Source organism: Fructilactobacillus lindneri DSM 20690 = JCM 11027 (assembly GCF_002907375.1).
Classification (GTDB): domain Bacteria; phylum Bacillota; class Bacilli; order Lactobacillales; family Lactobacillaceae; genus Fructilactobacillus; species Fructilactobacillus lindneri.
Genome location: NZ_MIYK01000016.1, coordinates 40,620 through 65,591 on the forward strand (window position 1 = coordinate 40,620; position 24,972 = coordinate 65,591).

At 33.2% G+C, this 24,972-nt stretch carries 29 protein-coding genes, 1 tRNA gene and 1 pseudogene; 8 read left to right on the forward strand and 23 right to left on the reverse strand.

The features are described 5' to 3' along the window. Positions 1–38 precede the first annotated feature (38 nt). From BHU33_RS05030 to BHU33_RS05045, 4 genes are all read right to left on the reverse strand, one after another. The gene (locus BHU33_RS05030; protein ID WP_054646545.1) at positions 39–404 is read right to left on the reverse strand and encodes an amino acid permease; all 366 of its coding nucleotides are present in this window, start codon (positions 402–404) and stop codon (positions 39–41) included. Positions 405–572: 168 nt separating this feature from the next. Beyond that, entirely contained in the window at positions 573–899 is a 327-nt protein-coding gene (locus tag BHU33_RS05035) for an ArsR/SmtB family transcription factor (RefSeq protein ID WP_054646544.1), read from the reverse strand. A 16-nt stretch (positions 900–915) separates the two neighbouring features. Continuing rightward, positions 916–1,491 (reverse strand): cadmium resistance transporter, encoded by a 576-nt coding sequence (locus BHU33_RS05040; RefSeq protein WP_054646543.1) that lies wholly within the window; start codon positions 1,489–1,491, stop codon positions 916–918. 84 nt (positions 1,492–1,575) lie between these two features. Further along, complete coding sequence (locus tag BHU33_RS05045; protein WP_054646542.1) at positions 1,576–3,360, reverse strand: oleate hydratase; 1,785 nt, start codon at positions 3,358–3,360, stop codon at positions 1,576–1,578. A 169-nt stretch (positions 3,361–3,529) separates the two neighbouring features. Between BHU33_RS05045 and BHU33_RS05050 the strand changes: the two genes are divergently transcribed. Then, positions 3,530–3,823 carry an ArsR/SmtB family transcription factor gene (locus BHU33_RS05050; RefSeq protein WP_054646541.1) on the forward strand — a complete coding sequence of 98 codons (294 nt, stop codon included), beginning with the start codon at positions 3,530–3,532 and terminating at the stop codon, positions 3,821–3,823. A gap of 73 nt (positions 3,824–3,896) precedes the next feature. Then, a complete protein-coding gene (locus tag BHU33_RS05055; protein WP_056997760.1) occupies positions 3,897–5,063 on the forward strand; it encodes an MFS transporter in 1,167 nt (388 codons plus the stop codon). A 73-nt stretch (positions 5,064–5,136) separates the two neighbouring features. Here BHU33_RS05055 and BHU33_RS05060 read toward each other — a convergent pair. The 4 genes and pseudogenes from BHU33_RS05060 to BHU33_RS05075 form a co-directional block, all read right to left on the reverse strand. Continuing rightward, positions 5,137–5,459: pseudogene (locus BHU33_RS05060) on the reverse strand (carboxymuconolactone decarboxylase family protein). Positions 5,460–5,464: 5 nt separating this feature from the next. Continuing rightward, a complete protein-coding gene (locus BHU33_RS05065) occupies positions 5,465–5,875 on the reverse strand; it encodes a cupin domain-containing protein (RefSeq protein ID WP_054646540.1) in 411 nt (136 codons plus the stop codon). A gap of 14 nt (positions 5,876–5,889) precedes the next feature. Then, positions 5,890–6,336, reverse strand: coding sequence for a MerR family transcriptional regulator (locus tag BHU33_RS05070; protein ID WP_225354790.1), 447 nt, complete (start codon positions 6,334–6,336; stop codon positions 5,890–5,892). 82 nt (positions 6,337–6,418) lie between these two features. Then, positions 6,419–7,165, reverse strand: a complete 747-nt coding sequence (locus BHU33_RS05075) for an SDR family oxidoreductase (protein ID WP_054646539.1) — start codon at positions 7,163–7,165, stop codon at positions 6,419–6,421. An 80-nt stretch (positions 7,166–7,245) separates the two neighbouring features. On the opposite strand from BHU33_RS05075, the gene BHU33_RS05080 reads away from it, so the two are divergent. Further along, the gene (locus tag BHU33_RS05080; RefSeq protein WP_054646538.1) at positions 7,246–7,608 is read left to right on the forward strand and encodes a MerR family transcriptional regulator; all 363 of its coding nucleotides are present in this window, start codon (positions 7,246–7,248) and stop codon (positions 7,606–7,608) included. Between the two features lie 2 nt (positions 7,609–7,610). On the opposite strand, the gene BHU33_RS05085 is transcribed toward BHU33_RS05080, so the two are convergent. From BHU33_RS05085 to BHU33_RS05115, 7 genes are all read right to left on the reverse strand, one after another. Beyond that, positions 7,611–7,967 (reverse strand): MmcQ/YjbR family DNA-binding protein, encoded by a 357-nt coding sequence (locus BHU33_RS05085; RefSeq protein WP_056997761.1) that lies wholly within the window; start codon positions 7,965–7,967, stop codon positions 7,611–7,613. A gap of 72 nt (positions 7,968–8,039) precedes the next feature. After that, a tRNA-Lys gene (locus BHU33_RS05090) sits at positions 8,040–8,112 on the reverse strand. 40 nt (positions 8,113–8,152) lie between these two features. Next, positions 8,153–8,605: an ASCH domain-containing protein gene (locus BHU33_RS05095; RefSeq protein ID WP_054646537.1), complete on the reverse strand. Its 453-nt coding sequence runs from the start codon at positions 8,603–8,605 to the stop codon at positions 8,153–8,155. Between the two features lie 22 nt (positions 8,606–8,627). Continuing rightward, positions 8,628–8,948, reverse strand: a complete 321-nt coding sequence (locus BHU33_RS05100) for a DMT family transporter (RefSeq protein ID WP_054646536.1) — start codon at positions 8,946–8,948, stop codon at positions 8,628–8,630. Positions 8,949–9,091: 143 nt separating this feature from the next. Then, entirely contained in the window at positions 9,092–10,537 is a 1,446-nt protein-coding gene (locus BHU33_RS05105) for a catalase (protein ID WP_056997762.1), read from the reverse strand. Positions 10,538–10,694: 157 nt separating this feature from the next. Next, positions 10,695–11,918 carry a DUF2075 domain-containing protein gene (locus BHU33_RS05110; protein ID WP_054646557.1) on the reverse strand — a complete coding sequence of 408 codons (1,224 nt, stop codon included), beginning with the start codon at positions 11,916–11,918 and terminating at the stop codon, positions 10,695–10,697. After that, positions 11,908–13,332, reverse strand: coding sequence for an MFS transporter (locus tag BHU33_RS05115; RefSeq protein ID WP_056997763.1), 1,425 nt, complete (start codon positions 13,330–13,332; stop codon positions 11,908–11,910). The genes BHU33_RS05110 and BHU33_RS05115 overlap by 11 nt, the downstream gene beginning before the upstream one ends. A 505-nt stretch (positions 13,333–13,837) precedes the next feature. Between BHU33_RS05115 and BHU33_RS05120 the strand changes: the two genes are divergently transcribed. Next, positions 13,838–14,566 (forward strand): hypothetical protein, encoded by a 729-nt coding sequence (locus BHU33_RS05120; protein ID WP_054646535.1) that lies wholly within the window; start codon positions 13,838–13,840, stop codon positions 14,564–14,566. A gap of 98 nt (positions 14,567–14,664) precedes the next feature. Here the strand turns inward: BHU33_RS05120 and BHU33_RS07710 are convergent, their stop codons facing one another. From BHU33_RS07710 to BHU33_RS05135, 3 genes are all read right to left on the reverse strand, one after another. Then, positions 14,665–15,228, reverse strand: a complete 564-nt coding sequence (locus tag BHU33_RS07710; RefSeq protein WP_054646534.1) for a DapH/DapD/GlmU-related protein — start codon at positions 15,226–15,228, stop codon at positions 14,665–14,667. Positions 15,229–15,476: 248 nt separating this feature from the next. After that, a complete protein-coding gene (locus tag BHU33_RS05130; protein WP_054646533.1) occupies positions 15,477–16,376 on the reverse strand; it encodes a MucBP domain-containing protein in 900 nt (299 codons plus the stop codon). A gap of 108 nt (positions 16,377–16,484) precedes the next feature. Then, a complete protein-coding gene (locus BHU33_RS05135) occupies positions 16,485–17,318 on the reverse strand; it encodes an alpha/beta hydrolase (RefSeq protein ID WP_141117415.1) in 834 nt (277 codons plus the stop codon). 62 nt (positions 17,319–17,380) lie between these two features. Between BHU33_RS05135 and BHU33_RS07450 the strand changes: the two genes are divergently transcribed. After that, positions 17,381–17,491: a DUF2316 family protein gene (locus BHU33_RS07450; protein ID WP_141117414.1), complete on the forward strand. Its 111-nt coding sequence runs from the start codon at positions 17,381–17,383 to the stop codon at positions 17,489–17,491. Between the two features lie 206 nt (positions 17,492–17,697). On the opposite strand, the gene BHU33_RS05140 is transcribed toward BHU33_RS07450, so the two are convergent. Genes BHU33_RS05140 through BHU33_RS05155 form a run of 4 tightly spaced genes read right to left on the reverse strand, consistent with a single transcriptional unit; the run spans position 17,698 to position 20,611 of the window. Continuing rightward, complete coding sequence (locus BHU33_RS05140) at positions 17,698–18,345, reverse strand: amino acid ABC transporter permease (protein ID WP_054646531.1); 648 nt, start codon at positions 18,343–18,345, stop codon at positions 17,698–17,700. Beyond that, positions 18,342–18,992 (reverse strand): amino acid ABC transporter permease, encoded by a 651-nt coding sequence (locus tag BHU33_RS05145; protein ID WP_056997764.1) that lies wholly within the window; start codon positions 18,990–18,992, stop codon positions 18,342–18,344. Before BHU33_RS05145 ends, BHU33_RS05140 begins: the two co-directional genes overlap by 4 nt. Continuing rightward, a complete protein-coding gene (locus BHU33_RS05150; RefSeq protein WP_054646530.1) occupies positions 18,989–19,852 on the reverse strand; it encodes a transporter substrate-binding domain-containing protein in 864 nt (287 codons plus the stop codon). The genes BHU33_RS05145 and BHU33_RS05150 overlap by 4 nt, the downstream gene beginning before the upstream one ends. 18 nt (positions 19,853–19,870) lie before the next feature. Then, on the reverse strand, positions 19,871–20,611 hold the full coding sequence (locus BHU33_RS05155) for an amino acid ABC transporter ATP-binding protein (protein WP_054646529.1): 741 nt from the start codon (positions 20,609–20,611) through the stop codon (positions 19,871–19,873). A 162-nt stretch (positions 20,612–20,773) separates the two neighbouring features. Between BHU33_RS05155 and BHU33_RS05160 the strand changes: the two genes are divergently transcribed. From BHU33_RS05160 to BHU33_RS05170, 3 genes are all read left to right on the forward strand, one after another. After that, positions 20,774–21,337, forward strand: coding sequence for a DNA-3-methyladenine glycosylase I (locus tag BHU33_RS05160; protein WP_054646528.1), 564 nt, complete (start codon positions 20,774–20,776; stop codon positions 21,335–21,337). Positions 21,338–21,398: 61 nt separating this feature from the next. Beyond that, complete coding sequence (locus tag BHU33_RS05165; protein WP_225354789.1) at positions 21,399–21,695, forward strand: ArsR/SmtB family transcription factor; 297 nt, start codon at positions 21,399–21,401, stop codon at positions 21,693–21,695. Positions 21,696–21,795: 100 nt separating this feature from the next. Continuing rightward, entirely contained in the window at positions 21,796–23,292 is a 1,497-nt protein-coding gene (locus tag BHU33_RS05170; RefSeq protein ID WP_054646527.1) for an MFS transporter, read from the forward strand. Between the two features lie 180 nt (positions 23,293–23,472). On the opposite strand, the gene cls is transcribed toward BHU33_RS05170, so the two are convergent. Continuing rightward, positions 23,473–24,942 carry a cardiolipin synthase gene (gene cls / locus BHU33_RS05175; RefSeq protein WP_054646526.1) on the reverse strand — a complete coding sequence of 490 codons (1,470 nt, stop codon included), beginning with the start codon at positions 24,940–24,942 and terminating at the stop codon, positions 23,473–23,475. Between the last annotated feature and the right edge of the window lie 30 nt (positions 24,943–24,972).

Here is a 24,972-nt window from a genome sequence, read left to right on the forward strand (position 1 = left end):
GCTAAAATTGATAACCAGCTATTGCTGCTAGTAAAAGTTTACGGCCAAAAAGAACTTAAAATTGTCATTAATAAAATTGAATAACCTGCTACATCAAAAGCCTGGCAAATCCAATAACTCCAACTAACTAAAAAGGCAGCAAAGTTACCAAATCCAGCTTCTGCATATTGGTATAACCCATTGGTAAATTGGGGTTCTTTTTCAGAAAGAAGCATAAAAGTCGTAACTAAACACCCAATAATTAAAGTAGCAACTGCCCAAGCAATAATTTGTGCAATCAGTCCGCCTTTAATCGCCATATTTTGCGGCAAATCATAAATTCCGCCTCCACACATCGCCGAGACAATCAATGCCATTAAGGTAAACGAACCTACTCCTGGTTTTCCAGTCTTTTTTGGTTGCATGTTTTAATCTCCTCGCATTTTAATTACTCACAAAAAAAGAAATACTCGCTGCTAATTAGAAACAATTTATTTCCTCTAAATGCGGCGTAATCTTCTTTAATCCGTAAGTAGCGGTTAAAAAAGACAAAAAACATCTTACCATAATTTTCAATTATTTACCATTGTGGTTTACAAAAGTTGATTACTTGGATAATGATGTCCCTGATGCTTTAAAACATGAGATCCGTGATTGTAAGCCATCTCCACAATGGTAAGAATGTGTGGATCTCTCAAACTATATAAAATTCTTTTCCCATCGCGTTCTACAGATACTAACTGGTGTTTTTTCAATAATGATAACTGGTGTGAAACTGTCGATTGTTCCAAATCTAATTCTTTAACAATGGTAGACACATCTAAGGCATTATTTTCTAACAGAAATAAGATTTTTAACCGCGTTTCATTACTTAACAATTTGAATATTTTACTAGTTTCTGAAATTTTATCAGCATTAATAAGTTATCACTCCTCTTTATAATACGCTCATGAAAAAGTTAAAGACGTGTTTAATCAAACCGCTATCAAACATTACATAGATTCCAATCACAATGTAGCAAATTTTCATCAAAATTTCGCCGTATTTATCAATAACTAACTGAACTAATTCATTTTTTTCAATTAATTTTAACAATAACACAATTACCACAGTTAAAAATCCAATGTAGAATAATGTTTCTAAGAAAACTGGAAAAGTCTCGCCTAACAAAACTGGCAAAAAGATTGAAAGATTACAGCCAGCACAAACTGATAAATAAGTTACCAAAACTACTATGATCGGCGATTTACTTTTCACATCAGCTTCTTCATCCGCATCACCCTTTAACGCTAGATAGATTGGGATGACTCCTAGTATCCCTAAAATCCATTCTGGTAAAAAGCTTTCTAGTAATTTCCCCGCAAAGAAACTGAGACTTAGTAAAATGATATTTCCTAATAGGTAACCAATAATTACTTTAGATAATGGAAATAATTTTAGCAAAAATAAAAGCATAATAAAAAAATCTAAGTTAACCGCCACAAATGTTAAAGTCAATAATCCAATGTTCATTATATGAACCACCTTTCATATGAAAATAATAACATATGTAGACAAAAAATAAACTGCTATTTATTAGCAGTTTATTTTTTATACTTAAATTAATTTACTATCTTTTAAAAGTTCTTCAATCCAAGTCCCTTTAACTTTTTTCAAAAGTAATTTAGCTCCCAGTTTCTCAGTTATTGGAAGATCCATTTCTTCCAGTGTTTTTTTATCATTTAGATAGTACATTGCACTCATCAATGTTCTAATATCAAAAACAGATGGATAAACTTCTGGAACCGTATGGTCAATCTTTAATAGTTCATAAACAGCCTCGATAGCAGTTCGTACTGAATATTCTGTAGTAAAGACAACGTCTCTTGTACCTGAATCCGCAAAGTTACCAATGAAAGCTAGATTAGTTGAACCTTGGGGAACTACATCTGGACGATCATCCGCGGTCCGCAACTGAAAATAACTAGTGATAAATGGCATGTAATCTGGAATAGCCTGAATATTTTTAATATCCGCCATCTCTGCAATTTTATCCTCAGGAACTCCCAAATGATACAAAAGTTCTTCCGTTAATTCCTTCCCAGAACATTCAGGCATGCGCTTTTGTACATAATTACCTTTCGTATCTGAATATAAACCGTACAACCATAAAATTACTTCATCTTTTGGCTGACCTTTATAAGCAGGCTGGCGATGAATGGTAAAACTCATTCCCCAATTTGAATCGGTAATAGTAATAATTCCACTAGTCTCACATTTATCATAATTAAATAACGGACGTTTAGTTAATTTTTCAATATAAGGTGCAATATCTTTATTTTTCAAAGTTAATGTAGCACTAGTCTTCCATGCTTTTTCCGGAATAGTCTTACAAAATACATCCGGATGACCAAATCGATTATCTTGTGCAGCCAGCTTTTCCCAAAGTTTCCAGCTTCCACCTAATGACTCGTTGGGAATTGGTGCTTCATCATGAGATCCATAAGTCGTTGATTCCGTAATCGAACCATTAGTAACAAATACCAAATCCATTGGGTTTACAGTAATAGATTTGCTCTTGCCATTCTGATTAAGATCGATTTGGTGAGCCGCAATTTGTTCTCCATCATGTTTAACTTCTACATTTTCTACCTGAGTTTGATATTCAAAGTTAACATGATGATCTTTTAAATAAGCCACTAATGGTTCGCTCATTGATTGATAATCATCATAACGGTTAAATTTCAAAGCAGTAAAATCAGTCAAGCCATCTACGTGGTGAATAAAATGCATTAAATAACGACGCATTTCCGCTGCCGACTGCCATCTTTCAAAAGCAAACATCGTCTGCCAATCAGTCCAAAAGTTAGAAGCGAAAAAGTTGTCATCGAAAACATCTTCAATCGTTTTACCATCTAGTTTGCTTTCTGGAACCAACACTAAATCAATCATTTCTTTTAATGCTTTATAATCTAGGGTATATTCATTATCATTTTTAAGTTGGTGTCCACGATCATGAATTAAACGACAGTTAGATTTATTAGGATCTTCTTTGTCTAAATAGTAATACTCGTCTAAACAGCTTTTCCCTGGTTCATCTAAAGAAGGAACTGAACTATATAAATTCCACAAACATTCATAGTGATCTTCCATTTCTCGACCACCAGGTGATATGTACCCTCCGTTAATATCTTTAAAGGCTTCCAAAGATCCACTTGCTTGATCTTTTTCTTCAAAAATTGTGATATTTTCACCAGGCATATATCCATCTCGAATCAAAATTACCGCTGATGCTAAACCAGCTAATCCGGCACCCACAATATAAGCATGACGATTTTCAACTCCATCAGTTTTTTTAGGATGTACCAAATCATAATAATTTCCTGTCGCATATTTAACCATTATTAATTGCCTCTTCTCAAAAGATTGTTCACTATTCCACAAACTAAACTTTAAAACAAAATCGAAAATAAAACAATTAAATGAAATTGAAAAACAAGACATTTAAAGGAAAATTAATATGAATTTTTAATTACTTGCAAAATTAATATTAAAGTGTGATTATTGTTTTATGGATATCAAACAATTAGACGAAAAAAATGAATTAAAACAACGCATCTTTTTTGCTCTTTCTGATCCTGGACGTTATAAAATAATCTCTATGCTTTACCACGTTGGTCATGAAATGGGGTGCAATGAATTAAACCAACATGTAGAGATTGACAAATCTACTATGTCCTATCATCTTAAAACGCTCAGAAAAATTGGGATTACCAATACTCGTACTCAAGGAAGACAAAAGTTTGTGAGTTTGAATCAAGCTACAATTGAAAAAGTTTTGCCCGGATTATTAGAGCAATTATAATAAGCAGTTTCTGCTTATTTTTTTAAATCTAATTGTTTGATATTCATAAAACTATAATTTAGGAGAACAAGATATGAAAAATCGACGTTTATCGTTTTTATTCTTTTTAGTAATGTTTGTGATTGGAACCGATACGTTTTTAGTATCACCTCTTTTACCAACTTTAACTCACTATTACGGAATTTCTACTAGTGTTTCCGGTTTTATCGTTAGTTCATATGCGATTGGGTATATGTTAACTGCCCTAATCGTAGGACCAATTTCTGATAATCATGATCGTAAATTAATTCTTGTCGTTGGATTAATTACCTTTACATTGGCAACCGCTGCTTGCGGTTTAGCCAACACTTTTCCAATTATGCTTTTCACTAGATTTGTTGCCGGGATAGCAGCTGCTTCAGCTGGACCACAAATCTGGGCTGCAATTCCTATCCTTTACCCTAAAGATCAAGTCGTAAAAGTAATGGGATATGCAACTTCAGGATTAGCAATCGCACAAATTATTGGAGTTCCATTAGGAAGTTTTCTCGCAGGTTGGTCTTGGCGGTTCCCCTTCTTCTTCGTAGGTGGAATTGCATTAATTTTAACTATTTTAATTATGTTATATTTACCAGATATTAAAACATCAACAACTGATAAAACTACTTCACTTAATATTTATCGCCACTTTTTCAAAAACAAACCAGCACTAAAACTATTATTTTCGTATTTATTATTTCAAACTGCTAATTTCTGTGCTTTTTCTTTTATCGGAACTTGGTTCTTCAAAAGCTTTTCGTTACCAGTTACAGCCATCGGTGGATTTATCTTAATTATCGGTGTTGGTCAGTTCGTTGGTAGTCTGTTAGGTTCTCGAATAGTAAAATTATTAACCTTGCCAAGAGCATTTTTCTTAGAATTTGTCCTTTTTATTTTTGGATATCTCATTTTGCCATTTTCAACTTCAATCATCATGGCAACCATTATTTTAGCCTTGATTTATTTTATTGGCGGAGCCATTTTCCCATTGTTTATGAGTACACTCCAGGCAACCGCCCCAAAAGAACGAGGTACAATGTCTTCATTAACTAATGCCGCCATGTACTTAGGTGAAGCAGTTGGTGGGGCGTTTGGTGGAATTTTAATCAAAAACTTTCCTGGCTTTTTCGGAATCTCGGTCTTTACCGCAATCGGTGTATTTTTAGCCATGTTATTGTATGCTCAACAAGGTTACTTTAAAGAAAATAAATCACATTCCTAAAAAATGTCGTTAACATTTATTAGAATATAAAATCCCCGCCAGTTTAATTAGCGAGGATTTTATATTTATTAAATTAATCCGTAAAAATTTCTTTTGCCAATTCCATTGCTGACCAAGCCTTAGGCCAACCAGCATAAAAGGCTAGTTGGGTAATTACTTCTACCATCTCGTCCTTAGTAACCCCATTCTTTTTTGCAATTTGCATATGGGCTTTTAATTGTGGAAAGGGTCCCCTTGGGTTTGTAAACTAGCGCAGGTAATTAGACTGCGTTCTTTGGGAGATAACTTATCCTCTCGTGACCAGACCTGTCCAAATAAAACATCGTCGTTCAATTCTGCAAATTTAGGCGCAAAATCACCAAAATTATCATGTCCAGCTGTTTGTTTTTTTGTCATAACTATTATTCTCCTAACTTATCGTATTCTGCATCAGTAACCGGTTCCAAAAATTCTGATTTTCCTTTTGTAATCGCAAGGTGTTCAAACCAGCTGGCTTTGGTAGCACCATGCCAGTGTTTAATATTACTTTTAGTGACAACTACATCTCCAGGAACCAGATGACGAGCTGGCTTACCTTCTTCTTGATACCAGCCTTCACCGCCTGTTACAAGTAAAATTTGATAGCCATAATGAACATGCCAGTTATTTCGACAGCCTGGTTCAAAAGTTACATTTCCAACGGTTGCATCAATGTCTGAATCATTTACCAACATGTCCAAAAAACTTTTTCCACTAAAATACTTCTCGTAGGCAGTATTGGGTTCTCCAACTGGAAAGATAATACCATTTTTTACATTTTCATTTTTCGTCATATTTTATAACTCCTCTATTCAAATCTTTTCAGATAATCAGCAAATTCTTCTGAAATAGAATGATCTAATTTCCCCTCATACCAATCAATCTTATGATTCAAAACTTCTAAGTGCATCTTCATTTCGTTAATTCGTGAAAGACTATTTGTTTGAACCTGCTGCAAAAGCTCTTTTCGTTGTGAAATCGTGTTGTCACCTTGAGCACGTAATTCTACATACTTTTTAATCTCATTCATCGACATTCCGGTCCCTTTGAGATGTAATAAAAATCCAATCCATCCAATGTCCTGTTTGGTATAATAACGCCGATCATTTTTATCTCGTTGCGGAATTATTAAACCTTCTCGTTCGTAATATCGTAAAGTATAAGGAGACAAACCCGTTAATTTACCAAACTTGCTAATTGAATAACATTCTTCCTTTTCAGTAATAAACCTGCACCTCCTTATTAATATCTTCACTTTATTACTTAGAGCGTACTCTAAGTCAAGAAAAAAGAACCTTCGTTATTAGCGAAAGTTATTTTTTAAATTAATTTTTATGTTAAATACCTTGACCTGTAGGACGAACTAAAATTTCATTAATATCAACATTCTCAGGTTGACTCATCATAAACACAGCTAATTCGGCAATGTTTTCTGGAGTCAAAGAACCATTTTTTTCTTTATTTGCAGCTAAATATTTATCTCTAATTTCATTATCATTAACTGTTGAGAATAGGTTAGTTGCTACAGCACCCGGTGAAACAATTCCAGTCTTAATTCCATTTTGATGTTGTTCTTGTCTTAAGCCTTCCATAATAGCACGCACTGCAAATTTAGATCCATTATAAACAGCTGAACCAGGATAAACAACGTGTCCGGCAACTGAATCAGTTGCCATAATCAAACCGTTTCCTTGTTTCTTCATTTGTGGGACTGCTGCGACAATTCCATTTAAAACACCCATAATATTAGTGTTTAAAATTGCTTGCCATTCTGCTAATTTTTTAGGATCATCAACCATTCCTTGTGGCATAATCCCAGCATTGTTATAAAGAACATCTAACTTTCCAAATTTTTCAATTGCTGAATCAACCAAATCCTGTACATCTTCTGATTTAGTTACATCAGTCAATTTGTAAGCAAAGTTTTCTGGATGCGAAACTTCTGTTGCCATCTTTTCTAATTTTGCTTGGTTACGCGAACCAACTACCACCTTAGCCCCTCTTTCGAGCGCTAATTTTGTGGTTGCTTCACCCATTCCTGATGATCCACCTGTGATTACTACTACTTTATTTTTAATTGTCATTATAAATTCCCCTTTCAATTTGACTAATCTAAATATAAACCTTAACGTTAAGGTTAAGTCAAGAAAGGAGCTTATAATTTATGAAAATTAAAGAAGTTAGTGAAATAACGGACTTAACTGCAGTAACTCTTCGTTATTATGAAAAAAGTGGACTGATTCCATCAATTCAAAGAAAAAATGGAATTCGTAATTACACTGAGACAGACATAGAAGCAATCAACTTCATCAAATGCATGCGAGCTGCTGGTCTTTCTGTTAAATCATTAGTTAAATATATGGATTTATTTAATCGCAATGAAGATACAACCAGTCTTCGAAAACAAATTTTAGCCACAGAACAACAAAAACTAAAAAAACAAATCGCAGTCATGCAGAAATCTGTAGAAATTATTGATCATAAGTTAGAATTATATGATCAAGGAGCTTTCAAAAACGTTCATTAAAATTAACTAGTTAAATCATAACTCTCATCAATTAAACCTTTAAGTTCTTTAAAATTTTCATAGATATCCAAATCGACACTTATCCAATGCTCTTTATTCATATGGTAAGCGGGAAAGATACCTTTTTTAGATTGCAATAATCCCACTAATTCCTTTTGAACCTTTAAATCAATCACATAATTTTCAGCTGTCCCATTTATCCCTAATTTTACTTCGGGAACATTCATAATAATTCCATACCATTTTCCGTTCGAGGTATGTTTTAAAACACAATAATCTGGAAACTTTTTGAAAATATAAGCTGGTTTAGTATCATAAGCATCATTAACGTAATCTAAAACTTCTTTTTTAGTAATCATTTATTTACCTTCTAATAATTTAATTGTAAATAAAAAAATAACTGTCTATTAGACAGTTATTTTTTATATAAATGGGCAGCCAAGGAATTGAACCTCAATCTTTCGGACAAAGGATCCGCTGCTCTAGCATTTGAGCTAGCCGCCCAAAACCTTACTTAATTATTCTAACATTTTATTAAAAAATTTCAACCGTTGAGTGGATAAACAACGTGAAAAGTTTCTAAAATCATTTTAGCGGCTTCTGGTTTAAAAAGTTGTCCCATCTCTTGATATTCCTTAACAAAAAAATCTTGATGAGCTTTTCTCCAGTAATTTAAAGTTCGGTCTCCCTCGCCTTCTTGGTAAGCATGCTCTTCACTAACATCTAGATAATTACAAATTTTCACATCGTCATTCATAATGATACAAACTGGATCATCATTTCCATCTAAAATTACATCATATGCATTTTTAATAGGTAATGGTTCATCTGATTCATACAAGTCTAAGGCACTCGTAGTCGCAGTCTTAGTTCCAGTCAAAACCAAATGTGCTAATTTATCAGCTTCAACACCGTATTGATAACTAGCTTGTAGCTGGGCATCACTTGGAATTGCATGGGATGTTTTGGCTTGTTCAAAATACTCTAAAGGCGTCATCAGAAAATCCTTTGCATCGTTCTTAGTGTCCTGCGGTCATCTTTATTCCAATAATACCAATAATTAGCAATGCAATAAATACCCAAGTTATCATTGGAATTTGATCTTTGAAAAAAATTACTCCTACAAAAATAGAGCCAACCGCACCAATTCCCGTCCAAACTGGATAAGCAATACTTAAAGGCAAATGTTTAACTGATAAGGCTAAAAATCCAAAACTTAATATCATTCCTAAAATAGTAGTAATACTAAAAAATAAATTCGTAAAACCATTGCTCAATTTCATCGTAGTCGCCCACACAACCTCAAATATTCCTGCAATTATTAAATAAATCCACGTCATTTTATTTATTCTCCTTAAAAAAATAAAAGCACCTATAAAGTTCTTCATTGACCTAATGAACTTTATAAATGCTTTCTCGCCCGGTGGCGATTAATATTAAATTATTTTAAATTGATATTACTAAATTAAAAGATCAGTGTCAATCAATTTTTGATTTCATCTAAATCCAATCCAAGTGCATCAGCAACCCTAGTCCCATAATCTGGATCAGCTTGATAAAACTGTCTTGTTTCCAAAACTTGAATTTCATGATTATCCACTGAACCAAGACCTTTTTTAATCGTAGCAATTAATCGATCTTGTTCTTCTTTACTATACAAGCGATACAAATCTCCAGCTTGTGTATAGAAGTCCTGATCATAAGGTTTATAAGTTCCTGTTTCTCCATGAAGTTGGGCTGGTTTTACAGCTACATTAGGATCTTCGACTGGACCGCCTTTACTATTAGGTTCGTAATTAACACCATTACCTTGATGATCCGCCATAGCTCCATCTCGTTCATAAGTATGAACTTCGTTTTTAGGGCGATTAACTTCTAATTGTTCAAAATTGGCACCTAAACGATATCGTTGCGCATCTTTATATCCAAATAATCGTCCTTGCAATAGTTTATCTGGAGAAGCTTCAATTCCTGGGACTAAATTGGCAGGTGAAAAAGCGATTTCTTCCACTTCGTCAAAATAATTAGTTGGACTTTCATTTAAAGTAAATTCTCCCACTTCTTGCAGTGGATAATCGTGATGAGAAACAACTTTGGTAACGTCAAAAATATCATCGTGGTAATCAAGTCCGGCTTGATAAGGAATGATTTGCACACAAACTTTCCAAGTTGGATAATTATGGTTTTTGATTGCATCATATAAATCATGTAGCAAGTAATCTGTATCTTCAGAAGCTGCTTTTGCAGCAACTTCATCAGTCATATTTTTGACTCCCTGCTGACTAATAAAGTGATATTTAACCCAAACCGCTTCACCATCTTTGTTAACCCATTTATATGTGTGACTGCCATATCCATTCATGTTTCGATAACTAGCTGGATTACCACGGTCACCCATTAAGTAAGTAACTTGATGTACTGATTCGGGTGAATGTGACCAAAAATCCCATTGCATTTCATCATCACGCATATGTGTTTGTGGATCTCGCTTTTGCGAATGAATGAAATCAGGAAACTTCAACGGATCATTAATAAAGAAGACCGGGGTATTATTTCCAACAATGTCATAATTACCATCACGAGTGTAAAACTTAAGTGCATATCCGCGAACATCGCGAATTGTATCAGGATATCCAGCTTCCCCAGCAACTTGAGAAAAACGTGCTGCCATTGGTGTTTCTTTTCCAACGCCATTAAACAAGTCCGCCTTGGTATACTTGCTCATGTCATGAGTAAGCTTAAAAACTCCTTTAGCACCAGCACCTTTTGCATGAACGACCCGTTCTGGAATTCGTTCACGATTAAAATGTGCTAACTTTTCTAAAAGTTGATAATCCTGCATCAAAACAGGACCTCGAACTCCAGCAGTTTGAGAATGCTCGTTATTTGCCCATGGTTGCCCAGCTTTAGTGGTTAATTTTTTTGTCATTAGTTATCACTCTTTCCAATTGCGATATTAATTGCACACAATTTACAACTTTATTACATAACTATTTGCAAGTAATGTCAATGTAAAGGCTCATTTAAAAAATAAATATTAGATAATAAAAGAAGTTAAATCCATAATGAATTTAACTTTTTTGTTTTTAACCTTTAATTTTTCGATAACTATTCAACAACGCTTCTCTTAAGGCCGGATCATGAGCATAAATATACGTTCCATAAACCCCGCGTTTCATTAATACATTTAATGAATTTAAAATAATTTGTTTTTTGATTCGATCAAACTCTTTCGGATCAGCAATATCTTTACGACGTTTGATAACCTCTGTATTAGTTTGCTTACTTAAATCAACCTTAATTTTATGATCTTCGGGGTCTAAATAAATCGGCGGACCGATAATCAAACCTACATAATTTAAATCAAATCCCTGACAAGTATAAATAGAACCAACTTCATCAATACTCTTAGGAATTTCAGCCCAAGGCGTACTAGTGTAATTGTATTGATCCCACGGCATTTTAAAACCGCCGCTTTCATAAATATAATGCTTCCCGCCATCTAGCGTTGAAGGATATCCAGTAGTTGAAACAATTCGCGATAATCCAACTTCTTGATTTCGTTTTACAATTTCTTTCCGCATTGATTCAGCATCCGCATAAATCCTAAAATCATAACCATCGTCTGCATCCTTCGGGATTGGTAATAAATTACCCTCACTAAATTCATTCATCCAATGAACTAAATCAGGTTTAGCCGTAATCCTAAATTGATGGGTTAAATGATCACTTTCGTGAAAATATGGCTTTAAAATTTTATCAAGACGCTTTTGATCCCAATAATTTTTCGTTTGAATCACTTGATGCATATCAAAAACTAAAATCACAACTTTACTAAGTTTAATAATCTCTTCTAATTGATTTTCACCATAGAAGTTATTGTAATGATCTGGTTCTGACAATAACAAATGAGCTTCATCAACAATCACAACATCAGCTCTCTCATCCTTTTTCTTTAACTGATTAATAAAAGAAGTCGGACGTATAAAGTTTTTCTTTAGAATGTTATTTTCAGTTCCAGCAATATTCTTATAAACTTTCAAAACTTCCGGATGATTAACTAAAAAGTAATTTTTCGTGCCAAAAAGTTTACTCTTTTTGTCGTGAGCAGCTTGCTGTAAATTAAAAAACAACTGACTCAAAATAACACTTTTCCCAGTGCCGCAATCACCATAGATTGTGAAAACAGATGAATTCGGCTGGTCAATTCTTTGATTAATAAATTTTTGAATTCGTTCAATTAACTGCTTTTGCTCGTCAGTTAAGTTATGGAGATTTGGAGCCACTTTCTGTACCGCATCATTCTTGATTTCCACTTAACTCACCCTTTCTAGTTTGAAAATGCCAGTTAATAAAGGCTAAAATCGTAATCCCTACCGCAATGACAAACAGGATTGTATAGTCAACGTGTCCGCCAAGCATCGTTTGATGCACAATTTCACCTGCAGAATGAGCTTGATTTTGATGAATTGCTAAAATTGAAGCTAAGATACTTGTTCCTAAAGAACCAGCATATTGCTGCAACATGTTAAAAATTGAATTAATATCAGCTGACGCTTTAAGTGGTGCATTAGCTTGGGCATTGGAAATTGTATTTGAAAATGCCATGTTGATTCCTAGACGTAGTAATGTAAATAAAATGGTTAATTTAACGGGAGTTGCCCATGAACTAGAAATACTAAATAAAAATGTAGCAAAAGTTAAAACCAACATTCCTGTCAAAATTGGTTTAAAGGCACCCCACCGATCATAAACCATTCCAGAGATTGGTGAAGTTATTCCACCCACAATCGATCCGGGTAATAAAATCAAACCAGCAGTTAAAGGCGTAACATGTAAAACACTTTCTGCATAAATTGGAATCACAAAAGAAATTCCAATATTAATGAACATTAATAACATATAAGTAATTGCATCCATTGATACTGCTGGAATTTTCATCGGACTAAATGAAATCAGTTGCGAAACGCCATGATTATTAACACGTAAAAAAAGGCCCAGTGTAATCAGCCCAATTATAATTGGGGCAATACAACTAATTAAACTAGCACCTTTAGTACCAAATCGATTAGCGGCCCAAACGAATGAGAAAAAGGTAATTGACATTAATGCAAGTGCAAGGAAATCAAAATGTTTTTTAATGCCAAGGGGATTAATATTTATATTTTTAATTCCAATCCAAAATGTAACTAAAGCAATTGGAAGTACTGCGACAAAAATAAAACGCCATGATAAGAGTGAAGACATTGCTCCGCCATATGTAGGACCTAAAGCAGGTGCCAGAGAAATTACCATTGAAGCAATTCCAACGTATGTTCCAGTTTTACGTCTTGGCACTGTAATGAAAATAACTTGATACATCATCGGCATTGACAAACCAGTTGCTCCAGCTTGTATCAAACGTCCAATCAATAAAATTGCAAAATTAGGTGCAATCATACTTAAAAAATCACCAATAATAAATAACAATGCAGCGGACATAAAAACCTTTTTAATTGGAAATTTTTTCAACAAAAAGGCAGTAGTCGACATTGTAATCGTGGTTAATAATAAATAGCCTGTAGTAATCCATTGAATTGTATCAAGCGGAACATTAAAAATTTTCGCTAATTCGGGAAAGGTAACATTCATGGATGTTTCCAGCAAAACCCCCACGAATGATAACAAGGCTGTTGCTAAAATCGCTAGTTTACTTTGGGTAGAAACCTGTTCATTTTCATTCAAACCGAGAAACCTCCTGTAATCTAAAAAAGACGCAACATAGCGTCATCATAATATTTTAAAGATGTTATTTTGCTTAATTATAACATTTTTAATCAATTATTGATTATTAGCTTTGGATGAAATTTACTCAATTTTCTTGAAAAATTTTGGAAATATTGCATCTTTTGATTTAGTGAATTTACATTTAATTTGCGACCGATTTAGAGAATGTTAAATCACGATTCTTTTTTCAAATCTTTTTGATTCTCTTATTATTAGAATCCTTTTTAGCTCTATTTAAAAATTGGTTAAATAAGCAATCATGGGATAATTTCTTAAGCAAAACGTAAAAAGTCTCAACTATCACAAATAGTTGAGACTTTTGTTTTACCCCATAATTCTCTCTTCATGATAAGAGAATTTTCTTTATTAGGAACAATTCAATTATAAGGATTGTTTTTGCAAACTATAGTATATATTCTTAATTAAGATATTTTATAGTAATCACTAATAAAGGAGAAATAAATTGAAAAGTAAGAAAATTCTTATATCAGGTATTGTTGGTATTCTTGTAATTATTTGTGGCATTTTGATTTATGCTCATCATGATAGTACAGATAAAAATAAGGACAACCATGATGTTAAAACTGAGAAAAAAGCTAAAAAAGTTAATAAACAAAAAGATTCTAAAAAATCAGATGATAAAGCTAACAGGAATGATTCAGATTCAAATAGTGATGATAATTCTTCAAGTTCTGATACAAATAATACAGAAAAAGAAAAAACTGAACCAAGTAGTAAGACTAGTTCTAACCAGAAAGAAAATACTTCTACTAAAAGTTCTAGTGTGACTGCAAATAGTAATAGGAATTCTAAAAATTCAACAAATGAAAGTGCAAATACCCCCGTTAATAATAAAGCAAATCCTACCAAACAAACTTCTAATACTAATAAGAATAATGTAAATTCGCAAAGTACTAATTCAAGTTCAGTATCAGGAGCTAGTCAACCTGTTGCTAGTTCTCAGACTACTTCAAATACTCAAAATGGAAACGTGGTTAATAACTCTAGCGAGGCAGTTGGCGTTTTACAAAACGGTCTTGGAAATAATAGTGATTTTACTTATCAAGTTTTATCTACTTCAAATGATGTATACGAGATACAAGTAATTTCAAAATCTATTCAAAGCCAAGGTGGTAGTGGTACGGTTGGTATCTACTTAGTTACTAAAAATGGGACTTTTGAATTAAAGTAATCGAAGAAAATTAAAGAAACAAGAGATTAGTTTTTTCCCAGCCTCATTCTTTTATATAAAAGTAATTGATACTTTTATTGATAAATCATAATATTTATTTAGTGTTTACGTCTCTTAATTATTTTAGCTGGATTGCCAATTACAATTGAATCGGCTGGAACATTTTTTCTTACAACTGCCCCTGCTCCAACAATTGCATTTTCTCCAATGGTTACGCCTGGTAAGATAATTGATCCAGCTCCAATCCAAGCATTTTTATGAACATGAATTGGTTTGGTAATAATTATATCCCGATATTGTGGTCTAAGATCATGGTTAAGCGTAATAAAAGTAGTTCTTGGACCTACTAAAACATTTTCATCTAGATAAATACCACCAAGATCTGCGAAGATGCAATCTGTATTGATAACTACACCAGATTTTAAGAAGATATGTCTGCCAAAATCACTTTTAAGTGGTGAAAAAACTTTAACATTTTCTGGAAGTTTTTGTTCAGTTATTTTTTCTAAAAGTTCTTGTCTAATTTTAGAGCTAGGTTCATTGTTAAACTTCATTAAAAACCCTGCATTTTGTTCTTGAATATCGAATAGTTCTTTAAAAGTAGGATCACGAAAATCAAGAGGTTCACCATTTAAAACTTTTTTTAATATATCATTAGTCATTTTATCCACCTTTAATTTAAGTCTTTATTTAATATAAATAATACCATTTTATAATTTGTAAGTATGATATGTTATTAGCAAAAATTAAAAAGCATGCTATTATTAATTTACACATAAAAAGTCCTCAACTATAATGTTTGGGGACTTTTTATGTTAAATCATACTTAACTTTTGGTTATTATTATAATATTTTCTGTATAAAAATAAATTATTAATTTTAAGCTGGTTATAATAATTACTAAAAAATTTTAATGTCTAAAATGACGTGGCTTTCTAAGTGCATGCCAAGAAAATGCAATTCCTGCAACTACTACTAGGATAATTCCACTTATTACCCAAGGCATGATACTATGATGAGTTTTCTTTTTATCCTTCTTCTTAGTGCTGTCGCTGTTCTTATCATCAGCATTTTTATCTTTGTTTTTGTTATCTTTTTTATTGTTAGTCTTGTTCTTTTTATCTACATTAGAATCTGAATTATTATCTTGTTTGCTATTGTCTTTATTAGTATTACTTGCATTAACTTTATTTTCGTCATTATTCTTAGCTTCGTTTTGAGCATCAGAATTTACAGTTGTTCCATTTGTCTTGGCTGAACTTGAATTTTTGTTAGTTCCGTTAGTAGTGGCATTCTTATTCGTACTAAATTTCGTGCCATTAGAGTTATCATTTTTATTTGTAGAAACAGAAGTAGAATTTTTATTAGAATTATTGCTGCTGCCATTCTTAGCAGGTGTTGTAGTTGTTCCTTTGTTGCCAGTAGTACTTGTCGAACCATTGGAACTATTGCCAGATGATTTATAAACAATTGTCATACTTTCATTATGAGTGGCAGGATCACTACCACCAAATACCATTTGGGGACCGTAACTATCATTTTGACCATTTTCAATTTTAGAATAAGTGTATCCAGAAATGTTAGGAACTGATGCTACATAAGTACTTCCAGATTTACCAGTTGCTGTAGTAGCTTGTCTAATCGTTTTTCCATTTTGATCAACATAATTAACTGTAATTACACCTTGATCATTGTTCTGTGAAGCCTGAGTAGTTTGTGCATTAACATGCATCAGGCTAGGTGCACTAATACCAAATCCTAATAATGCTGAACTAACTAAAAATATTGATGTCGTTTTCTTAATATTCATACCATATACTCCATTTACTTGTTATTCACGAGTTCTATTCTCCAACTAAAGTATAACATTTCACAAGTGAAACAACTGCTAATCATTATTAAACTTAGATATAATTCATTAACTTATGATTATGTTTTTAATAAAAATATCAAACAATTTAAGAGCTTGATCACGCTCATCAATTAGTAAGTTATGGCCTGAGTTCTCAAATATTTTTATATCAATATTTTCATTGTATTTTTTTAATAAGTTATGATCTTTAAATCCAACTACATTATCGACTTTACCTAACAATATCATCATCTCTAAATTTGATTCCTGCTTAACCGGATCCTTTTTAAGAGCATATTTTCGGGATTTTCCAAATGTTGTCAATTTATGATTATCATTTTCTTTAATTGTTTTATCAATTAATTTTTTATACTGATAAAACTTACTTTGGCTAATTATTGAATTCATTGCCTGAAACTCTGTGTCAAATAATTGATGTTGTTTATGAACAAATTGATGCGTTAATTTTTCTAGTCTTCGTTGTTGTCTATCTGGAACTACCATTGGAACAACTAAAAATTCAGAGATAAGTTCCCTTTTAAAGAAAGCTCGCAATCCTAATGCTAAGTAACCACCATATGATTGTCCAATTATCAAAAAATTTGTAAAGTGAAACGAATTTATTAATTCTATAATTTGTGAAAGAACCACATCAGATATTATTAAATTAAAGTTACGTGATTTCCCCATCCCAGGAAGGTCAATATAAATACGTTTAAAACCTTTAACATTTTTAAAGTAAGGTTCAAAAATCGGCATCAAAAAATGACTATCCAATTCATAGCCATGAAGAAAAAATAATGGAAATCCCTCTCCTTTTTCATAGTAATTTAACATCATAATTTCACCTTCAATATAATTTTTACAAGTATAACATTGTGTATGTTGTTTGTTTGCCAAAATTAATTAAATAACCTAGAATACTCAAATTCAAAAAGTTAATTTTTGGGGGGATTATCAATATGACTTTAAATCCAAAAGAACAAGTAGCAAAAGATTTAAAAACTAGTGTTGAACATTTAGAAGATGTTTTAAATCTAGATTCCGAGAGAATTGAAGAACCTTGTATTTAAAAAAATTACCTAAATACTAAAATTACTAAGCAAGGAAAAAATCATTCCCTTATTCAAAATTAATTGGCGATTATCACGATTATTGGTTTTTAAATACTGAATTTATTGATAATGGCAAATTAGTTAATCTTTAAGAGTTTAAATTAATAAAAAATAGCATAAAAAGACCTCCAGTTATTTGTTGACTGGAGGTCTTAGTATTTAAATTATGACACCATTCTTCTATCAAACCATTTTGCTAACAGTGACAAACTATAATTAACCATAAAATATAAGGCTGCAACCAAAATAAACATCGGAATCATGTAGTTTGGATTTTGTCCGTAAATTACTTGGGAACGGAACATCATTTCAGGCAATACAATGGCAGTGGCCAAAGAGGTATCTTTTACTAAAGAAATAAACTGCGAAATCAAAGGTGGAATAGAACGTTTCAATGCTTGAGGTAATTCGATATACCACAAGGTTTGCAAATTTGTCATTCCAGTAGAAAGCGCACCTTCTTTTTGGCCTTGTCCAATCGACAACAAACCACCTCGAATAATTTCAGCGACCATCGTTGCCTCAAAGACCGACATTGCCACCACAGTAGCTGCAAAAGCATTTAACTCGATTCCCAGTTTTGGCAGTGCAAAGTACGTAAAGAAGATCAACAATAACAATGGTAAATTCCTAATGGTATTAACGATAAATCGGACTGTCCGGGAAAAATAAGGAATATCTTCATACAAAACAACCCCTAAAATCAATCCCACGACAAAACTAATAATAATTGAAATCAGCGATACAATAATCGTGATTCCCAGTCCTCCAAATAGATAGTGTAGGTTGATTGAACTAAATGCTCCGCTCATTGTAATCTCCCCTTTCCTAATCTATCTTCGATTTGGCGCATCACTGTCGATAACAGACCCGTAATTATCAGGTAAAAAATTCCCACAATAATATAAGTATTAAACGGATCAAGGTTGGCACCTGAGATTACGTTCGCCTGATACATTAAATCAAATCCAGCCACAAATGATAAGATTGACGAGTTTTTAACTAGATTAATAAACTGATTTCCTAACGAAGGAATTGCCAACTTGAACCCTTGCGGCAACACAATGTGAATCATAGCTTGTGTGTAAGTTAAGCCGTTGGCACGTGCCCCTTCCATTTGTCCTTCATCGACCGAATTAATCCCACCACGAATACATTCAGCAACGAACGCAGACGTGTATAAAATTAATCCGATTGTTCCAGCCCAGAAACCTGAAATTTTAAAGTCTTTGGCAACCACAACATAGAAAAATAGCGTAATTACCAATAAAGGAATGTTTCTAAAAAATTCAACAAAGGCATTACCAATAAATTTTAAAATCTTATTGGGTGCTAATTCCATGAGGGCAAAAATAGTGCCTAACAATAATGAACCTCCTAACCCAATTAAGGACGACAAAATGGTAATCCAAAATCCATTTAAAATTGTTTGCCAGTTTTGCATAAAAATATTGATCATTTTGTCAAATCCCTCCAGTCTAGTCCAGGAATGTTTGAGAACCACTTTTTAATCAAACGGTTATAAGTTCCGTCCTTGATAATTTCTGCCAAAGCCTTATTAACGGCATTATTTAACTGAGTCTGACCTTTATCAACGCCTAATCCATAAGGCTGGTTGGTAAAGGGTTTCCCAACAACTTCAACGTTATTACTTTGCTGAGTAAAGCCATACAAAATTGCATTATCAGTGGTCATCGCCTGTCCTTGGGCGGACTCCAAGGCACTAAACGCCTGTGAATTATCAGGCATCGCAATTAAGTGCGCTTTGGGAGCAAATTTCTTGGTAGTTTCCAAGGCCGTCGTTCCCATTACACCAATAACCGTAGATTTAGAATTATTTAAATCTTTAATATTCTTAATTCCTGAATTCTTTTTAACTAAGATTGATTGCCCAGCTGGAAAATATGGCTTGGAAAAATCAACGATTTTAGCACGCTCTGGTGTAATGGTCATGGAAGCTGCCACAGCATCAACTTGTTTGTTTTTCAATAATTGAATCTTAGAGTTAGTAGTAACTGGAGTAAATTCCGATTTGATGTGAGTATGATTATCTTTTGCAATCTGCTTCGTAATTGCACGAGCAATATCTACGTCAAAACCTTCACTCTGCTCAGTTTTAGGACTGATCAAACCAAATAAGCGAGTATCACATTTAACTCCCCAACGCATCACATGAGTTTGTTTTATTTGTGATAAAGCATCGGTCTCCTTGTTTTGCCGTTCGCGAGCATTAATCCCTAGCATCACTCCACCAATCAAGATAATCACCAGAATTACAGAGGCAAATAAACCCATTCGTTTTAATTTTGCTTTACTCATAATAATTCACCTCATTTCTTAATGATGTTCAACTTGTGATAGGAATTGGCGAGCTCGTTCGGTTTTAGGACGTTTGAAAAATTCATCGGTCGAAGAATCTTCTAAGATTTTCCCATCAGCCATGAAAATTACTCGATCAGCCACTGCTTTAGCAAAATCCATTTCATGAGTAACTACTAAGGTTGTCATATCAGAATTCATCGCAATATCACGCATAACGTTTAAAACACTACCGACCATTTCCGGATCTAAAGCAGAAGTAGGTTCATCAAACAGCAGCACTCGCGGATCCATTGCCAAAGAACGTGCGATGGCAATCCGTTGTTTTTGTCCACCAGATAATTGCGCTGGATATTTGCCTCCTTGGTTTGATAAATCAACTTTAGCTAACAATTCGTCGGCAATTTCCCGATTTTTATCCTTGGGACGTTTCAACACAATCTGTGGTGCCAACATAATATTTTCTAAAATCGTTTTGTTGTTGTATAAATTAAAATGTTGAAATACCATTCCGACATCTGTTCTTAATTTATTGACATTGGTATCTTTACTAGAAATGTCCATGCCATCTACCACTAATTTTCCTTTTTGAATATCTTCCAAACCATTGATGGTTCGAAGTAAAGTTGACTTCCCGGAACCTGAGGGGCCAATTAAAACCACAGTTTCTCCAGCATTAATCTTCAAATTAATGTCATGAAGAGCGTGAAAATCACCGTAATATTTTTCAACATCTTGAAATTTAATAATTGCCGACATAAAATGTACCTCCTGTCTTTCTTAAAAATGCGTATTATAGGTTAACTGCCACACTATATTACAATCAAAGAAAGTACCATACTTCCTGTCACGTTATGTGACATCAAATGTAAATTTTAATTTCAAGCTAGCTAATTGATTGTCTAAGAAAGGAATTTGCAAATGAAAAATCATACTAAAATTCGCTGTACTTGGGCGAATACTAATGACGAGTTAATGCAAAAATATCACGACGAAGTCTGGGGTAAACCAGTCCATAATAATCAACAATTGTTTGAGCTTTTATCACTAGAATTAATGCAGTCGGGACTAAGTTGGAAAACAATTCTGCATAAACAACAAAACTTTGAAAAAGCCTTTTATAATTTTGATTATCATCAGGTGGCTAAGATGGAGCAGCAAATTCCTGATTTACTTCAGAATACTGGTATTATTAGAAATAAACGTAAAATTAATGCTATTATTCAAAACGCTAAAATGATGGAACAACTTGAAAAACAAGGAACTAATTTTTCTGAATTATTGTGGCAGTTTGTAAATCACGAACCCATCATTAACTCGGTTAAAAATCATACAGACATTCCAAATACCACTGATCTTGCAACTAAAATTAGTAAGCATTTAAAGTCAATAGGATTTAGTTTTACTGGACCAGTTGTGATTTATTCATTGATGCAAGCATGCGGAATGGTGAATGATCATGAAAACGATTGTTTTGCAAAGTAAGTTAATATGTCTTTAGTGCTACAATTAATTCATTACATCATCAAACCAAGGAGTGATATTTTTGGAAAATTATAATGAAAATGACCTTGCCAAAATTTTTAAAGCTCTGTCTGATCCAAATCGCATTAAAATTTTAAAAATCTTAATTGAAAACCAAACTGAAATGACATGTGGAGAAGTCAGTTCACATCTTAAACTTTCGCTTTCAACAGTTTCTTACCATTTTAAAATCCTACGTCATGCTGGATTAACTAAGATGCGTAAAGAAGGTCACGAAAAGTACTTATCAGTTAACCAACCTTTGCTGAATAAATTAAACTTAATCCCAGTAATTAAAAAAGATTTCACGTTAAAATAATCGTGAAATCTTTTTTTAAACTTGCATCTTTTTAAAAAATAGAATACTCTTGATTTAATTTCGATATATATCGAAATAAGTTTGAAGGGGGTTTTTTATTTTGCAACGGAAAAAGAAATGGACTAAGAAAAAACTTTTAATTATTATTTCAGTTTTGATTGCTACTTTTATGACATCCGTAGAGACCACGATTGTTACTACTGCTTTGCCGTCAATTCTAAGTAGTCTTCATGGTTTAGCACTTCAAAGCTGGGTCTTTGCCACCTACTTACTAACAACGACTTTGAGTACTCCAATTTACGGAAAACTCAGTGATCGAATCGGCAGAAAACCCATTTTTCTCTTTGGACTGGCTGTTTTTACTCTAGGCTCAATGGCTTGTGGGTTGGCAACTAACATTGGATTGTTGATTGCAGCTCGTGCTTTACAAGGATTAGGTGCTGGGGCCATCATGCCAATCACCTTCACACTAATTGCAGATATTTTCCCACTCGAAGAACGTTCCAATATGATGGCTTGGAATAATACTGCTTGGGGAATTTCAGCTTTGATTGGTCCCATCATCGGTGGTTTTATCGTTGATCAATTAAGCTGGCATTGGATATTCTTTATTAATGTTCCTTTAGGAATGATTGTCTTTATCTTGATTTACTTTGGCTATCGCGATCCAGTCCAACAAACAACTACACTTAAAATGGACTACTTTGGCAGTTCCTGGTTAGCTTTATTTTTAATTTCACTCTTAGTAACATTACAGTTATTAAGTGATCCTAAAATTAACTATTCATTGTTAATAATCGGATTAGTAATTATTGTGATATCTTTCGTGTTATTTATTCGTACTGAAAAGAATGCCAGTGATCCTGTCATCCCACTCAAATTATTTAAATCATGGACTTTTTCTGCCCAGATTCTGACTGCTTTACTCCTAAGCGGTATTCAATTTGGATTCCAAATTTACTTCCCAATGTGGCTTCAATCAATCTATAAAGTATCTGCTACCGTTGCTGGTTTAGCAATTACTCCTGGTCCAATTGCTTGGTTAATCACATCATTTTTTGTTGGAGCATTAATTAAACATCTTGCTCCCAAATTTATTACAATTCCAATTGTAATTATTCAATTTGCTTTTTATCTCGTGTTGGTTTGTAGTTCAGTATCTTTACCCATTGTCTGGTTCTACGTTATTGCTGGAGTAACTGGTGCCGGCTTAGGTATTATAATTACCATGAATACTGTAGTAGCTCAAGCGATTGTGCCTAAAGAAAATGTAGGCGTAGCTTCCTCAATGATTACTTTGGGCCGAACTCTTGGACAAACTGTAATGACTGGAATTTTTGGATTTGTTTTTAACCTAACTCTCAATCTTGAACATAATCACTATCCGCAGATTAATCCCAAATTATTAAATAGTGTAATTTCTTCTAAAAATGCTTCAGCAGTTCACTTATCAAGTGAGTTAGTTAGAGAAATTAATCAAATTTTGTTGACAGCCTTTCATAATGTCTTTTATTTAACGCTAATCTTGTTTGTTATTATCATCATTGTAAATATGTGTGATAAATTAAATAAACCAATTGTTATGAAGAATAAATAAACTCTGTAAAATACAAATAGTCCACGTAAAAATTAATTTACGTGGACTATTTATATAATTACGTTAATATTTAACTACATTTTTTACTTTTTAAAACTACAATCCCAGCTACCGTCGCTCCTAAAGCAACTCGTAGCCAGCTAGTTTTACTCGACTTTTGTTTTTCATACATAACTCTTCTTATAGTAATGGCGATAGTAAACGACTAAAATGTTGCTTAAAATTCAACCATGCTGATTGATCAGCAAAAATTTCTTTTGTCTGCAATGTACTGTCTTCAATGTTTTGTTGGAAGATCTCTTCCATCTTATTAGCCAAACCTTTATCGTAAACAAATGCATTACATTCAAAATTAAGCCCAAAACTACGATAATCAAAGTTTGCAGATCCGACTGAAACTAATTTATCATCAACTACAATTGTTTTAGCGTGCATAAATCCATTGTTGTAAGCATAAACTTTTACACCCAACTCAGTTAATTGTTGTGTGTAATACTGAGTTGCTCGGTAAACAAACGGATGATCCGGCATATCTGGAGTAACAATCTCTACATCTACGCCAGAATTAACCGCAACCTTAATTGCATCTAGAACAGATTGATCAGGAATTAAATAGGGAGTAGTGATTTTCAATGATTTAGTCGCCATTTCAATCAACTTGATGTATCCCATTTTGATTTGTTCCATCGGAGAATCTGGACCACTAGAAACAATCTGCATAATAGCATTTCCATCTGTTTTAATTGGAGGATAATATTTAGCGCTTTCTTTGGGATCATTTGGATCAATTCGTGACTTAATGTCTGTGCCGTTCCAATCCAATAAAAATCTAGATTGCAATCCATAAACTCCATCACCATGAATACGAATCATACAATCACGCCAGTTACCAAATTTAGGTACCCATCCCATATATTGGTCACCAATGTTCAATCCGCCAATATAACCATATTTACCATCAATCGTTACTAATTTATGATGATCACGGAAATTCACCCGCATATCAAGCACATTAAATTTGTTGTGCAAAAATGGGAAAGCACGTCCGCCAGCATCAATCAATGGTTTGAAAAATTTTTCATTAGTTCCCATTGAACCCCAAGCATCATAAATAACTCGCACATCAACTCCTTGTTTGGCTTTTTCAACCAAAACATCTAAGGCTTGATGTCCAATTTTATCGGCATAAAAAGTATAAAATTCAATATTAATCGAACTTTTAGCGTTTCTAAAATCTTCAAATAATTGTTTGATAAATGTATCGCCACCAGTATATGTTTCAACTTCATTATGCCCTAAAAGCGGAGCAGTATCTGAATTCATAAACATTTCTACTAATCCAGCAGATTCATTAACTAATTTGTTATTTGGATCAGCTTTTTCGTCAAAATGGCCTAATAATGATTTTTGCCGATTAATTTCAGCGGTTACTTGTTTCTTAGAACTACCTGATAATCGCAATAAACTGCTTTTTGGCAAACGACGTCCAAAAAAAGCATAAAACAAAAAACCAAGAACTGGTATAAAAATCAACACCAATAACCAAGCCCAAGTAGCCGCAATATTTCTCGGCTGTCTAAAGACAGTAATGATTGCTGCAACAGCATTGATAATGATAATCGCTAAAATGATTGTTAAAATGATCTCCATTTTCTTCCTCCTCGGATTGTCTGTATTGTA

Coding starts and splice junctions, on each gene's coding strand:
- BHU33_RS05140 (WP_054646531.1), bottom strand. CDS start 18,345: ATGAGCGGAGCATTTAGTTCAATCAACCTACACTATCTATTTGGAGGA.
- BHU33_RS05065 (WP_054646540.1), bottom strand. CDS start 5,875: ATGACGAAAAATGAAAATGTAAAAAATGGTATTATCTTTCCAGTTGGA.
- BHU33_RS05145 (WP_056997764.1), bottom strand. CDS start 18,992: ATGATCAATATTTTTATGCAAAACTGGCAAACAATTTTAAATGGATTT.
- BHU33_RS05075 (WP_054646539.1), bottom strand. CDS start 7,165: ATGACAATTAAAAATAAAGTAGTAGTAATCACAGGTGGATCATCAGGA.
- BHU33_RS05105 (WP_056997762.1), bottom strand. CDS start 10,537: ATGACAAAAAAATTAACCACTAAAGCTGGGCAACCATGGGCAAATAAC.
- BHU33_RS05155 (WP_054646529.1), bottom strand. CDS start 20,611: ATGTCGGCAATTATTAAATTTCAAGATGTTGAAAAATATTACGGTGAT.
- BHU33_RS05095 (WP_054646537.1), bottom strand. CDS start 8,605: ATGACGCCTTTAGAGTATTTTGAACAAGCCAAAACATCCCATGCAATT.
- BHU33_RS05080 (WP_054646538.1), top strand. CDS start 7,246: ATGAAAATTAAAGAAGTTAGTGAAATAACGGACTTAACTGCAGTAACT.
- BHU33_RS05130 (WP_054646533.1), bottom strand. CDS start 16,376: ATGAATATTAAGAAAACGACATCAATATTTTTAGTTAGTTCAGCATTA.
- BHU33_RS05100 (WP_054646536.1), bottom strand. CDS start 8,948: ATGACGTGGATTTATTTAATAATTGCAGGAATATTTGAGGTTGTGTGG.
- BHU33_RS05085 (WP_056997761.1), bottom strand. CDS start 7,967: ATGATTACTAAAAAAGAAGTTTTAGATTACGTTAATGATGCTTATGAT.
- BHU33_RS05030 (WP_054646545.1), bottom strand. CDS start 404: ATGCAACCAAAAAAGACTGGAAAACCAGGAGTAGGTTCGTTTACCTTA.
- BHU33_RS05045 (WP_054646542.1), bottom strand. CDS start 3,360: ATGGTTAAATATGCGACAGGAAATTATTATGATTTGGTACATCCTAAA.
- cls (WP_054646526.1), bottom strand. CDS start 24,942: ATGGAGATCATTTTAACAATCATTTTAGCGATTATCATTATCAATGCT.
- BHU33_RS07710 (WP_054646534.1), bottom strand. CDS start 15,228: ATGACTAATGATATATTAAAAAAAGTTTTAAATGGTGAACCTCTTGAT.
- BHU33_RS05040 (WP_054646543.1), bottom strand. CDS start 1,491: ATGAACATTGGATTATTGACTTTAACATTTGTGGCGGTTAACTTAGAT.
- BHU33_RS05160 (WP_054646528.1), top strand. CDS start 20,774: ATGAAAAATCATACTAAAATTCGCTGTACTTGGGCGAATACTAATGAC.
- BHU33_RS07450 (WP_141117414.1), top strand. CDS start 17,381: ATGACTTTAAATCCAAAAGAACAAGTAGCAAAAGATTTAAAAACTAGT.
- BHU33_RS05055 (WP_056997760.1), top strand. CDS start 3,897: ATGAAAAATCGACGTTTATCGTTTTTATTCTTTTTAGTAATGTTTGTG.
- BHU33_RS05150 (WP_054646530.1), bottom strand. CDS start 19,852: ATGAGTAAAGCAAAATTAAAACGAATGGGTTTATTTGCCTCTGTAATT.
- BHU33_RS05050 (WP_054646541.1), top strand. CDS start 3,530: ATGGATATCAAACAATTAGACGAAAAAAATGAATTAAAACAACGCATC.